The following is a 13,793-nucleotide window of genomic DNA, read 5'->3' as shown; positions in this document are numbered from 1 at the left end:
TACTAATGTTTTTTCTTTTTATTGTTATTTTTGTCGGATATTAATCAATTATATCCGATTTTGTTTATGGAAGCAATGACTAAAAAGATACGTGTAGGACTTGCCGCAGTAGATATTATCATGTTTATAGTGCTTGCATTTATTATAATGATGTTTATCACTATACCTTTTGGAGTCCTGTTTGATAAACTGAAGGGTACAGATATGGCGGAGAACATTCCTTTTCTCATGATAAATGAAACGATCATGCTGATCGGTGTGTTTTTGGCAGCATGGATTGTATTGCGGTTTCGTGGGCTCTCGCTTACCGGTTTAGGACTTTCTTTGAAAGGACGTTGGAAAGATTGGTTGGGTGGAACTTTGTTCGCTTTTGTACTTTATATGATAGGTTTTGGGTTTTCTCTACTTGTAGGCGTGGTAGAGGTAACAGGAATAACCTTTCAACTATCTACTTTGCTGATGACTTTGATGTTTTTTCTCTTGGTAGGCATCACAGAAGAACTGGCTTTACGCGGTTTTGTCTTGGGGCGTTTGCTGGATGCAGGTGTGAACAAGTTTTGGGCACTTCTCATTTCTTCCATCCTTTTTTCATTGATACACATCGCAAACCCTAATTTTGCTTTTCTGCCGTTCCTCAACATTGTGTTGGCAGGAATTCTTTTAGGGGCATCCTATCTATATACCCGTAATCTTTGTTTTCCTATTGCTTTACACTGGTTCTGGAATTGGCTGCAAGGCCCAATATTAGGTTATGAAGTCAGTGGCAACAAATTTGGTACTAGCTTACTGACCCTGCATTTTCCCGAAGCCAATATAATGAATGGTGGTTCTTTCGGATTTGAAGGATCTATAATTTGCACGATACTTATGATAATTGGGACAGTGGTTATTATAAAGTTTCTTGTTCCACTCCAATCATCGTCAACTGTATCCTCTTGCGGTCAGGATCCACACTAAGCACCTTTACACGGACATGCTGATGAATGGAAACTATTTCATTCGGGTCTGATATGTATCTTTGAGCAAGTTGGGAGAGGTGTATCAGACCATTTTCCTTGATGCCTATATCGACAAAAGCACCGAAGTTGGTAATATTGCCTACAATACCTGGAAGTTCCATACCGATACGCAAGTCATTGATGGTACGCACATTCTTGTCAAATTCAAATATCTTGATAGGACCGCGAGGATCTCGTCCGGGTTTATCCAATTCCTGAAGTATGTCCTTCAGGGTAGGCATACCTACGGTGGGAGAAAGGTATCGTTCCGGTTGTATCTTCAGTCGTAATTCTTTGTTGGTAATCAACTCTGTTACGGTACATCCTAAATCTTTCGCCATCTGTTCTACAATGTAGTAACTTTCCGGATGTACAGCCGTGTTATCCAATGGGTTTTTTGCTTCCGGAATACGTAAGAAACCGGCACATTGCTCAAATGCTTTTGCTCCCATACGGGGTACTTTTAATAATTCCTTACGGGAAGCAAAAGCTCCGTTTTCAGTTCGGTAATTTACGATGTTTTGCGCCAGTTGCGGACCGAGTCCGGATATATAGGTCAACAAATGACTGCTGGCCGTATTTAGGTTTACACCTACTTGGTTTACACAGTTTTCTACTGTTTGATCCAGTGATCTTTTTAATTTAGTTTGGTCTACATCATGCTGATATTGTCCCACTCCGATAGATTTAGGCTCTATTTTTACGAGTTCTGCCAACGGATCCATCAGTCTGCGGGCAATGGATACCGCACCGCGTACGGTTACATCATACTCGGGAAACTCATCCCTTGCTATTTTAGACGCAGAATAAATGGATGCTCCTTGTTCACTTACAATGAAAATCTGGATATTGAGATTGAATGTCTGTTGTTTTAAGAAATCCTCCGTTTCACGGCTGGCAGTTCCGTTACCGATGGCAATTGCTTCTATCTTGTAAGCCTCTATCATCTTTTGTAATTTTGAAAAGGCCTCTTTCGGTTTGTTCACCGGTGGATGTGGATATATATTTTCATTGTGCAAAAGATTTCCTTGGGCATCCAAACATACCACCTTACATCCGGTACGGAAACCGGGATCGATGCCCATTACTCGTTTTTGTCCCAGTGGTGAAGCAAGTAGTAGTTGACGCAGGTTTTCTGTGAACACACGTATGGCTTCTTCATCGGCACGTTCTTTACTCAGTGCTGCAAATTCTGTCTCAATAGAAGGTTTCAACAGGCGTTTGTAAGCATCTTGTACAGCTTCGGTCACTTGTTGTCCACAAGTATTATGATTAAACACGAATTGTCGTTCCAGACGTTCCAAACATTCATCATCATCCGGGCTGATACTTACCTTCAGTATACCTTCGGATTCTGCACGCCGAATGGCGAGTAGGCGATGGGAACTGCAACGTTTTAATGATTCGGAACAATCAAAGTAGTCCCGGTATTTGTTACCTTCTTCCTCTTTACCCTTTACAACTTTGGCTGTTAATATTGCCTGGCGCGAGAAAATATTTCGTAATGTGTTTCTTGCACGCTCATTTTCACTCACTTGTTCGGCGATGATATCGCGTGCTCCTTTTAATGCGTCATCTGTATTTTTTACATCACCCTTGACGAAATCGGTAGCACGCTTCTCCGGATGAGGCTCTCGCTGTAACATCAATAAAGTGGCAAGCGGTTCCAATCCTTTTTGTCGTGCGACTTCCGCGCGTGTTTTGCGTTTGGGCTTATAAGGCAAGTAAATATCTTCGAGCACAGTACTGTCCCATGTTTCATCGATACGTTTCTGTAACTCAGGTGTCATCTTTTCTTGTTCCCGGATAGTATTGATGATGGTTTCTTTACGTTTAGCGATTTCATTCAGTTTTTCATACTGAGTTTGGATGGCTTCAATCTGTACTTCATCCAATCCGCCTGTTGCTTCTTTTCTGTAACGACTGATAAATGGAATGGTAGCTCCATCGTTTAACAAATGTAAAGTCTGCCCGATTTGTTTTTCAGATATCCCAAGAGTGGCAGATATTATGTTGTGAAAAATTTGTGTCATGTCAATTAAATGATATTGATAATAGAGAGCAAATGTACGAAAAAGTATCTTTTTTCTATATCTTTATAAGTTTTATTATATCTTTGTACCAGTTACAAAGTTGTTGAATGAATCAATCAAAACATATATTCCATCGAGTTCTGTCAATACTTATGGCACTTTGTTTTCCCGTCTTGTCTGCTTTCTCCATGATGGGTGAACATCCTGTATTGATTATCAGTTCCTATAATCCGGACGCGCGCCAAACTTCGGGTAATATTTCTGATTTTATAGAAGAATTTCAGCGTCTGGGAGGTAAAAATGGAGTCGTATTGGAGAATATGAACTGTAAAAGTTTCTCAGAATCCACTTTGTGGAAACGGAGAATGACAGAATTATTATCGAAATATAAAGGCAATAAAGAACCTGTATTGATTGTTCTTATAGGGCAGGAAGCTTGGGCTGCCTATCTATCGGTGGAGGAGTCCGTCCGTGGAAATATTCCTGTACTTACGTCGTTGACGAGCCGCAACATAATAAAATTACCGGAACAAGGGGTGGATTTGAAGACATGGATGCCTGAGTCTTTGGACTTCTTTGAGGATTTTCAGGGTTTGCCTATTAAAGCGGGTTTTATGTATGATTATGACGTTAAAGCCAATGTCCGGATGATTAAAAAGATGTATCCGGCTACCCGGAATATCGCGTTTATATCAGATAACAGTTATGGGGGTGTCACTTTGCAGGCGCATGTCATAGAAGAAATGAAGAACTTTCCCGATTTGAATCTTATCCTTTTGGATGGGCGTGTAAATACTATTTATACAATCAGTGACAAACTTCACGCACTGCCTGCTAACACAGCCCTACTGTTGGGTACGTGGCGAGTAGATATGAATGATGGCTATTTTATGCGGAACGCTACTTATGCCATGATGGAAGCGGCTCCCGGGCTGCCGGTTTTTTCCATCACTTCGATTGGTATAGGATATTGGGCAGTAGGTGGAATTGTCCCTATATACAGAGCGTTAGGTAAAGGCATGGCACGTCAGGCCATACAGTTATTATCCAATCCCCACGATGAAAATAATCTGATAGAGGTCATTCCCAATGAAGCGTTGGTAGATGGCAAACTTATCAAAGAGAGAAAACTTGATATCTCTTTTTTGTCTGTACCCGTAAAGATAGTGAATGTGGCTCCATCATTTTATGAACAGTATAAATTCCAGATTTGGGGAGTATTCTCTATTTTGGTCATATTGCTTGCCGGCTTGTTTGTTTCGCTCTATTTCTATTACCACACCAAGAAATTGAAGGACGAGTTGCAAGTATCCGAAGGGGCTTTGCGAGAAGCTAAGGATAAAGCTGAAGAGTCCAGTCGGTTGAAGAGTGCTTTTCTTGCCAATATGAGTCATGAGATACGTACACCTTTAAATGCTATTGTCGGTTTTTCAGACGTACTCTCTGCCGGCGATACTTCTTTGGAAGAGCAAAGGGGATATTTCGATATTATCAAAACTAATTCGGATTTGCTGCTACGGCTGATTAATGACATTCTGGATGTGTCGCGTCTTGAAGCAGGTAGGGTAAACTTTTCAATGGAAAAGTGCGATGTTGTGCAAGTTTGTCGTCAAGCGTTGGCTTCGGTAGTGCAGGCACGTAGATCTTCTAATCATCTGATATTTGAGTCTGATCTGGAAATATTGGAAATGCGTACGGATATACAGCGTTTGCAGCAGGTTGTTATCAATCTTCTTTCAAATGCAGATAAGTTTACAGAAAAAGGCATCATCACTTTGAATTTAAAATTGGATAAAGGTTGTGGTATGGCTGTCTTTTCTGTATCAGATACCGGTTGTGGTATACCTTTGGAAAAGCAAAAACAGGTTTTTGAGCGTTTTGAGAAACTAAATGAATATGCTCAGGGAACGGGATTAGGTTTATCAATTTGCCGGTTGACTGTACAAAAATGGGGTGGAAAAATTTGGATAGACTCTACTTATACTAAGGGAGCGAGATTTATTTTCACTCATCCGTTAGATTTATAAAATACATGATAGAATGAAAAGAGTAAGTGTTTTTTTTCTGTGTTTTTTTATCCTGACCGCTTGTGTAAATACTCAGGAGAAAGAAATAAAATTGAAGATTGTACAAACGAGTGATATACACGGAAATTTCTATCCCCATGACTTTATTTTACAACGGGAAGCAACTGGAAGTTTGGCGCGCGTGTACGCATTGGTGCAGAAAAATAGAGAGGTATATAAAGATAATCTGATATTGTTGGATAATGGTGATATTTTGCAAGGACAACCTACGGCCTACTATTACAACTACATTGATACGGTTTCTCCTCATGTGGCTGCCGAAATGATGAACTTCATGGGTTATGATGCCGGAAATATGGGTAATCATGATGTAGAGACCGGTCGTACTGTTTTTGACCGTTGGGCGGGCGATTGTCACTTCCCGGTTTTGGGAGCTAATATCATTGAAACAGCTTCGGGAAATACACATTTTAAACCTTATCAGGTGATGGAACGTGATGGTGTGAAGATTGTGGTATTGGGGATGATTACTCCTGCTATTCCCGTATGGTTGTCAGAGAACCTATGGCAAGGACTTCGTTTTGATGATATGGAAGATACTGCCCGTAAATGGATGAAAACTATTCGCGAAAAAGAAAAGCCGGATTTGATAATCGGTATGTTCCATGCCGGACAAGATGCCTTGTTGATGGGAGGTAAATATCGTGAAAATGCCTCGATAGACGTTGCGCGGAATGTGCCGGGATTTGATATCGTATTGATGGGGCACGATCATGCCCGCGAGTGCAAGAAAGTGGTGAATGTTGAAGGAGATTCTGTGTTGGTGATAGATCCTGCCAGTAACGGTCTTGTTGTAAGTGATATTGACGTGACTCTGAAACTGCGTAACGGCAAAGTCGTGGATAAAAAGATAGAAGGAAGGCTCTCTGACACCAAGGATTACGGTATCAGTGAAGACTTTATGAAGCATTTTACGCCTCAATATGGTACTATTCAGGATTTTGTTTCCAAAAAAATAGGACGGTTCACTGAAACCATTTCCACGCGTCCTGCATATTTCGGCTCTTCTGCTTTCATCGATCTTATCCATACGTTACAGTTGGAAATCAGCGGTGCTGAAATTTCATTGGCCGCACCTTTGTCATTTGATACAGAGATAAAAGAAGGTGAAGTTTTTGTGAACGACATGTTCAATTTGTATAAGTACGAGAACATGCTCTATACTATGAAACTTTCGGGTAAGGAAGTTCATGATGCCTTGGAAATGTCGTATGATTTATGGACAAATCGTATGCAGTCGGCGGATGATCACCTCTTATTGTTCCGTGAAAAACGTCGTGAGGGTGCTGCTGATCGTGCTTCTTTTAAGAACTTTAGCTTTAACTTTGATTCTGCTGCCGGTATCATATATACAGTGGATGTGACGAAACCGGCGGGGGAGAAAGTAACGATTATCAGTATGGCAGATGGTAAACCGTTCGATATGAATAAGATTTATACGGTTGCCCTGAACTCTTATCGTGGTAATGGGGGTGGAGAACTTCTTACCAAGGGAGCGGGTATCTCACAGGATGACTTGAAAGGACGTATCATCAATTCTACCGATAAAGATCTACGTTATTATCTGGTGCAATATATCGAACAGCGGAAAGTGATTACTCCCCATGCTTTAGGTCAGTGGAAATTCATTCCTGAAAAATGGACAGTGCCTGCTTCCAAACGTGATTATGAATACCTGTTTGGTAAAACTGACAAATAATTACTATCTTTGCCGCTTCAAATTAAAAAGATAGGTATCGGGACGTGAAGCAACTCAGAAAAATCATAGGCGCCTTATTCTTGCTTGTACTCTTCATAGCGTACCAGGCAAGTATAACGGCGTTTACTCATGTCCACTACGTAAATGGGGTATTGGTTACCCACTCGCATCCTTTTCATAATAAACATTCGCATTCCGATGCTTCACTTCTTGTCATCGGCTTGTTGTCTCATTTTATCTCATCCGAGCCGGATTGTTGCGAACAGTTGCATCCGATGTGTCCCTTGTTGACAGTGCTTAGAGTTGAATCTGGAAGCGTTGCCGTTAAAGGTAAAGCATATAGGGTGATTTCCCTTCGTGCCCCTCCATCTTCTATCATTCTTTAAATGCATTTTGTAATATCGACTGTTGGTATGTACTGTACCAGCGTTTGATATTTGTTGTACCGTTATTTGGTATTTATCGTACCAGCATTTGGTATGTGACAGATATTTATTGATAATTTTTTATATACGCTAATCATGAAACAATTTATATTGGCGTTGGTACTTACTGTAGTAAGCACCGGCGTAGCTATTGCCGTAAATCCTATCAGGGAAGGTAATATGATTTCAGGCCACGTCATTGTGGAAGGAAGTGAAGAAAATATACCGTACGCCACTATTTTGATTGTAGGGACAGGACAGGGAACGATATCCAATGAAGAAGGACAATTTCAATTTAAGAACCTTTCACCGGGCAAGTATAAACTGCGTGTGTCGGCAGTGGGATATAAAACGCAAGAAAAAGAGATAGAGGTATCCAAAGAATATACCGCTGTGGTACATTTTCAGATGATAGAGGAAAGTTTTATGACGGATGAGGTGGTCGTATCAGCTAATCGTAATGAAGTAAGCCGTAAAGCTGCTCCGGTAGTAGTGAATGTGATGAGTACCAAACTTTTTGAAATGGTGAATTCTACCGACCTTGCCAAGACTTTGAATTATCAGTCGGGACTTCGTGTGGAAAACAACTGCCAGAACTGTGGCTTTCCTCAAGTACGTATCAATGGACTGGAAGGTCCGTACTCGCAAATCCTGATCAACAGCCGTCCTATTATCAGCGCATTGAGTGGCGTATATGGCTTGGAACAAATTCCTGTGAATATGATCGAACGTGTAGAGGTGGTACGTGGTGGAGGTTCCGCTCTTTTCGGTGCCAATGCGGTAGGAGGAACCATTAATATCATTACTAAAGATCCTATTAATAACTCTTTTCAGGTATCGAGCATGTTCTCTAATATGGATGGAAAGTCTTGGGAACAATACATGGGGGGCAACGTTTCTTTGGTAGCCAAGGATAATTCTTACGGTATCGCTCTCTATGAGAGTTATCGTAACCGTAATCCTTACGATCGTGATGGCGACGGATTTTCCGAATTAGGTAAGTTGAATATGAACACTTTCGGTTTCCGTGCTTACTATCGCCCTACACAATTCAGCCGTATCAATCTGGAGTATCATACCACCAATGAGTTTCGTCGTGGCGGTAATAAGTTCGATCTTCAACCACATGAAACCGATATCACCGAACAAACCAAACATATTATCAATAGCGGGGGGGTAAGTTACGATCTGTTTTGGCGTGAATATAAACATAAACTCTCAGTATATGGCTCTGTCCAGCACACTGACCGCAACAGTTATTATGGAGCTCAAAGGGACGCAAACGCATACGGCAAGACGGATGATCTCACTTGGGTAGCCGGGGGAATGTATGTTGGTAATATGGATAACTGTTTTTTTGCTCCGGCTACTTTCACGGGTGGTTTGGAATATCAGAGTAATTCCATGCACGATGTTATGACGGGATATCACCGTGATATGGAGCAGGATGTACGCATTGCCAGTGCCTTTGTTCAGAACGAATGGAAGATGAATGTGCTGACGATGTTGGTAGGCGCCCGTCTGGATAAACATAATCTGATTGACAAATTGATTTTCAGTCCTCGTGTCAATCTTCTTTATAAACCTACTGAAGACTTTCAGGCACGATTGACCTATTCTACCGGTTTCCGTGCCCCGCAGGCATACGATGAAGATTTGCATGTGACTGCCGTGGGGGGTGAAGGTGTACAAATCAAACTGTCGGATAATTTGCGTGAAGAGCGTTCCAATAGTTACAGCGGTTCTATCGACTGGACTGCTCATTTGGGGCATTGGCAGGCAAATCTTCTGGTGGAAGGTTTCTATACAGACTTACGCCATGTATTTGTGCTGGAGGATATAGGCAAGGATGAGAATGGTGATGTCATCAAAGAACGTCGTAATGGTAATGGTGCCCGTGTATTCGGTGCCAATCTCGACGCTAAGATAGCGCATGGCAAGGAAGCACAATTCCAGTTGGGGTTTACGGCACAGCGTAGTCGTTATACTCGTGAAGAAGCCTGGACACAAGTAGATGGCGAAGACCTGACAACTAAACGTATGCCGCGTACTCCCGACTATCATGGTTACTTTACGTTTTCATCCGCTCCGGTAAAGAACTTTGATTTTTCACTATCCGGTACTTATACGGGTAAAATGATTGTACCTCATTATGCCGGATATGTAGAGAAAGACCATATGGAGCATACTCCTCAATTCTTTGATCTGAACCTGAAATTGAATTATACGTTCGTTTTGCACGATCACATCAAGTTTCAATTGAATATAGGTGTACAAAATATTTTTAATAGTTTCCAGAAAGATTTGGATAAAGGGGAATTTCGGGATGCAGGTTATTTCTATGGTCCCACACAGCCGAGGACTTTCTTTATCGGATTTAAGATTATGAACTAGAAAAATGTTCATATTTTCTTATTTTGCGAAGACATGAGCAATAATTCAAGGAATAATTCTACTTTTGTCGTCAAAAGAAGAAGCTGATGGACAAACAAAAAAGTATACGCAATGTAGATATATCATTAATACATCATTTACCGAAGATTGACTTTATCGGTAATGATTTCGCGATTTTTGATGATATAAAAGATATGCCTTTATCACTTTATCCCACCCGATTGAATGTAGCCTGCTTGGCTGTCTGTAATCGGGGATGGTGTAGAATGAATATCAATTTGCAGGAATATGAAATGAAGGAGGGGATGCTTGCCGTCATTCTGCCGGAGCAGATTGTACAGCAAGGTGAACGTTCTACAGATTTCTCCGGTAGTTTTATTGCCGTGTCCAGAGATTTTATGGATATGGTGATACCTACCATGCAACAATTGTTTCCTATGTTTTTTATGATAAAAGAGCGCCCTTGTATGTCTATTAGTCCGGAAGAACTGCAGTCTTTCCGGGAATATCATTCTTTCCTTTGGAGTAAAGTGAAACTGAAGGACAATCCCTATCGTAAAGAGATTACACAGGGATTGCTGATGGCTCTTTTTTATGAGATTTATAATATCTATCAGGGGCATGTCGTACAGGAGCGCATACCGAAAAGCCGTAAGGAAGATTTGTTCGAACGTTTTATCCGTTCCATTACCGAGTCTTATAAGAATGAACGTAGCGTATCATTCTATGCCGATAAAATGTTCCTTACTGCCAAACACCTTTCTACGGTAGTAAAAGAGGTGAGTGGAAAGACTGCCGGCGAATGGATTGATAGTCTTGTCATCCTTGAAGCAAAAGCTTTACTCAAATCTTCCGAATTGAGTATCCAGGAAATTGCCGATGAACTCCACTTTGCCAATCAGTCTTTCTTTGGCAAGTACTTTAAACATCACACCGGATTGTCGCCCAAAGAATACCGTAGGCAATAGAACTATTTTGAGAATATTTTCTATTGAAGGTTACATGATGTAATTAAAAACCGGACAGCAACGGTTGAAAGCATTTTCTTTCCGTTCCTGTCCGGCTTTTTATATATCATAGGTCTATTTATTTACCCAACGACATCAGCCACTTGCCATCTTTTTTCACCATCTTTTGGTCGCCTTCTTCCGTTTCACCGTTTCCAAAAGTCGTTTTTGTTTTTACAACAGCTGTATTGCCATCTTCAGAGATTGTTTCAGATAAAATTTCGATATCCTTAATTCCACCTTTCTTTTCGTACTCTTTCATCCCTTTTTCTTTGATCATGGAAGCCAATCCTTCTTTTTGCTCTTTGATCTGTTCGGGAGTTTGTTTGTCATCGAATGCCAGTCCATCTACAAACTTTACATAATCACCTTTTTGGAGGTATTTGCTGTATTCTTTCATTGCAGCTCCGGGAGAATTCGTGGAGGAAGAACAAGATACCATTGCCAGCATGACTGTCAACACAAGGCTGAAATACAATACTTTTTTCATACGCTTTTGTTTTAAATGAATAATGTGTGTTTAAAAATAGTATATCAAACAGAGACGTTTGCTCTGTACAATGTCATTCGGCAATAAATAGTCACCACGGAGCCCCGGTATATTGATAGAGCTGATACGTCCCTCAGGTAAGTCTACTCCTTCTTTACGGTATACATAATCTATCAACTCCGTACAATACATTTCAGTTGTGTCATTCAGGTTGTAACTGTGGTCAAACGGCACACGTTTCAGAAAGAGGTTCAAGGCGTTTTTTGCTGCTTTACATGCTACGGTTGAATCTTTCGATACACGCATCACTGCACCTCTTATGGCTTTTCCAGCCTCAAAAAAATGTTCTATCGTTTCCATTTTCACCCTGTCTGCATCACCTTTGAAATCCGGTTCTCCAGGGACTGCATGTATTACATGCCATTTTCCGTTTTCTTTTTTCAGAATGCCCACGTGCGAATAACTGCCTTCCCGGTCTGCCGCCAATACAATCCTGCTTGTAATGCCTGTACCTCTTCTGAAGACGATATCTCCGTCCCGGAACAGTTCTTGTGGCAAATCAACCGATTGTTTCTTGCTTTTGTTTCTGTCCATGCAGTTTGTAAAGCTGAATAAACAAAACAAGCAAAGCAGTCCGTTCACAATCGATGATATATGAATTTTCCTTTCCATTTGCCACAAATATAAAAAAATGAAAGCAAATCACAACAATTCTTTTATCGGACTAAATTTGAGTTTGTTGTTTCCAATGGTTCAAAGATACTACTTTTATTGTCTAAAATGGTATCAATGATTATTTTTCTTATGATACAAATGTAAAATTAAGTCTCACAGTTTTTCTGTGAGACTTAATTTATTTTATTGGGAGTTTATATGTTTTATAATAGTATTATTTTAATAATCTGATCAAGCCTATTTAAGTTTATAATATTCTTCCTCAGTTACCGGTTCAAGCCACTCGTTGGAAATATTTTCACCGGAAACTTCGAAGGCCAGATGGGCAAACCAACTGTTTGCCGCTGCACCATGCCAGTGTTTTACATTGGCGGGGATATGGATGACTGTACCGGGCAGGATTTCTACCGCTGGTTTGCCCTCTTCCTGATACCATCCTCGACCGGCTACACCGATAAGCATCTGTCCGCCGCCTTTCGTTGCACGGTGGATGTGCCAATTATTGCGGCAGCGAGGTTCAAAAGTGACATTGGATATGTTCACCTGTTCACGTGAAACAGGAGCGAGGTAGCTGTTACCGATGAAGTACTGTGCGTAGGCAGTATTAGGTTCGCCGATGGGGAAAATCATTTCGCGTTGGAAGGTTGCTTTGGCATCCTCACCGGTCGTGTCTTCAGCCCATATGTCTTTTGCAAGATTAAATGCTGCCCATGCTTTCGGCCAACCGGCATAGAAGCTAATGTGGGTGATAATTTCGGCTATTTCTGTGCGGGTGATACCATTCTTCTTTGCTGATTGAAGATGGTGGATGAGAGAACTGTCCGTGATACCTTGGCTGATCAGGGAGGTGATGGTTACTAAACTTCGGTCACGGAGACCAAGTTTGTCGGTACGGTTCCATACTTCGCCAAAGAGGACATCATCGTTGAGTTCCGCAAATTTCGGGGCGAATGTACCTAACTGGTTACGCCCTGCTGTCTGTACAATTTTTTCTTGTGCCATAACATTGAGTGTTAAAATACAGAGTGCTGAAAATAAAAGAAATTTATTCATAATCGTTTCATTTATTGGATAAAGTTATTGATCTGGTTTGCAGGGTTAAACGACGTTTGGCTCGAGAATGTTGTTTGCCCATACTGACAGGTATTTTTTTTCGTTATATTTCCGTTCCATGAAGAGACACCGGGTTACTCCTGATCTTCCCGTTTTACTCCGATCTTGTTGAGCCATTCGGTAATGTGGGTGTCCATTTGCGATAGATCCGAAGAAGTCAACAGTAATGTCTGGTTGATTATTGTCGCATAGGGGCAAAGTTTGCGGACTTCACTGACCGAGGTTGAAATGCCGCTACTTCCACTTGTCGCGAATAGAGCAACTTGTTTACTTGCCAGTTTCGAGGCATGTTCATGCAGAAATGTCTGCATCGGAGTTGCTATACTACTGTACCAGATCGGATAGCCGATGAAGACAATATCATAATCATCGAAATTCTCTACTGAGGTTTTAACAGCCGGATAATTTCCTTGTCGGATAGCAGCTAATTCTTCCTGTGCACGTTTCAACATGGAATTATAATCATTCTCGTAAGGCATTTGCGGTTCAACTTCCAGTATGTCACAATTGAGTACCGCTTGAATTCGTTTTGCCACACGTTCGGTATTACTCGTACGTGAGTTGTAAAGTACTAAATAGCGCCCTTTACCTCCGGGTGCTGGAGTATCGGGTTTATCATTACCTTCTTCGTCCGGTTGTTCGGATGTTCCGGGCTGTTCGGGTGTATATGGCTCGTTGTTGGAACCGCCACAAGCTTCTACAGACAATACTGTCAGTAGCATTAGGAAAATTAATAATAACTTCTTCATAATTTATTTGTTTTTTTATATTGCAAAGTTACCGCGTTGTGTAAAAATGGACTTAACTATATGCGGGGAGTTTATACCATTTTTACTGATTTTCATGTGTTGGTATTCGGATATCTATTTAAA

Annotated in this window: 11 protein-coding genes; 6 read left to right on the top strand and 5 right to left on the bottom strand. The window is 41.0% G+C overall.

Features of this window, described 5'->3' with window-relative positions; translation table 11 throughout:
- The first annotated feature begins 66 nt into the window (after window positions 1-66).
- Window positions 67-957 (top strand): CPBP family intramembrane glutamic endopeptidase, encoded by an 891-nt coding sequence (locus C1A09_RS14950; protein ID WP_101545825.1) that lies wholly within the window; start codon window positions 67-69, stop codon window positions 955-957.
- Here the strand turns inward: C1A09_RS14950 and C1A09_RS14945 are convergent.
- Window positions 890-3,031 (bottom strand): Tex family protein, encoded by a 2,142-nt coding sequence (locus C1A09_RS14945; RefSeq protein ID WP_101545819.1) that lies wholly within the window; start codon window positions 3,029-3,031, stop codon window positions 890-892. The two genes, C1A09_RS14950 and C1A09_RS14945, sit on opposite strands and share 68 nt — an antisense overlap.
- A gap of 152 nt (window positions 3,032-3,183) precedes the next feature.
- Between C1A09_RS14945 and C1A09_RS14940 the strand changes: the two genes are divergently transcribed.
- The 5 genes from C1A09_RS14940 (at window position 3,184) to C1A09_RS14920 (ending at window position 10,604) form a co-directional block, all read left to right on the top strand.
- Window positions 3,184-5,058 (top strand): sensor histidine kinase, encoded by a 1,875-nt coding sequence (locus C1A09_RS14940; RefSeq protein WP_370448218.1) that lies wholly within the window; start codon window positions 3,184-3,186, stop codon window positions 5,056-5,058.
- Window positions 5,059-5,071: 13 nt separating this feature from the next.
- Window positions 5,072-6,817, top strand: coding sequence for a bifunctional metallophosphatase/5'-nucleotidase (locus tag C1A09_RS14935; protein WP_101545813.1), 1,746 nt, complete (start codon window positions 5,072-5,074; stop codon window positions 6,815-6,817).
- A gap of 44 nt (window positions 6,818-6,861) precedes the next feature.
- Window positions 6,862-7,203: a DUF8478 family putative metalloprotein gene (locus C1A09_RS14930; RefSeq protein WP_101545811.1), complete on the top strand. Its 342-nt coding sequence runs from the start codon at window positions 6,862-6,864 to the stop codon at window positions 7,201-7,203.
- 135 nt (window positions 7,204-7,338) lie between these two features.
- Window positions 7,339-9,636: a TonB-dependent receptor gene (locus tag C1A09_RS14925; RefSeq protein WP_101545808.1), complete on the top strand. Its 2,298-nt coding sequence runs from the start codon at window positions 7,339-7,341 to the stop codon at window positions 9,634-9,636.
- 86 nt (window positions 9,637-9,722) lie between these two features.
- Window positions 9,723-10,604 carry a helix-turn-helix domain-containing protein gene (locus tag C1A09_RS14920; protein ID WP_101545804.1) on the top strand — a complete coding sequence of 294 codons (882 nt, stop codon included), beginning with the start codon at window positions 9,723-9,725 and terminating at the stop codon, window positions 10,602-10,604.
- Between the two features lie 118 nt (window positions 10,605-10,722).
- On the opposite strand, the gene C1A09_RS14915 is transcribed toward C1A09_RS14920, so the two are convergent.
- The 4 genes from C1A09_RS14915 to C1A09_RS14900 all read right to left on the bottom strand — a co-directional run bounded on the left by C1A09_RS14915 (window position 10,723) and on the right by C1A09_RS14900 (window position 13,670).
- Window positions 10,723-11,133, bottom strand: a complete 411-nt coding sequence (locus C1A09_RS14915; protein ID WP_101545801.1) for a DUF4878 domain-containing protein — start codon at window positions 11,131-11,133, stop codon at window positions 10,723-10,725.
- 30 nt (window positions 11,134-11,163) lie between these two features.
- The gene (locus tag C1A09_RS14910; RefSeq protein WP_101545799.1) at window positions 11,164-11,727 is read right to left on the bottom strand and encodes a YiiX/YebB-like N1pC/P60 family cysteine hydrolase; all 564 of its coding nucleotides are present in this window, start codon (window positions 11,725-11,727) and stop codon (window positions 11,164-11,166) included.
- A 318-nt stretch (window positions 11,728-12,045) separates the two neighbouring features.
- Window positions 12,046-12,861: a carboxymuconolactone decarboxylase family protein gene (locus C1A09_RS14905; protein ID WP_101545797.1), complete on the bottom strand. Its 816-nt coding sequence runs from the start codon at window positions 12,859-12,861 to the stop codon at window positions 12,046-12,048.
- 134 nt (window positions 12,862-12,995) lie between these two features.
- Window positions 12,996-13,670, bottom strand: a complete 675-nt coding sequence (locus C1A09_RS14900; protein ID WP_101545795.1) for a flavodoxin — start codon at window positions 13,668-13,670, stop codon at window positions 12,996-12,998.
- Window positions 13,671-13,793: the final 123 nt, after the last annotated feature.

The organism is Bacteroides cutis (genome assembly GCF_900241005.1).
Taxonomy (GTDB): domain Bacteria; phylum Bacteroidota; class Bacteroidia; order Bacteroidales; family Bacteroidaceae; genus Bacteroides; species Bacteroides cutis.
This window is presented reverse-complemented; position numbering and strand designations above follow the sequence as displayed.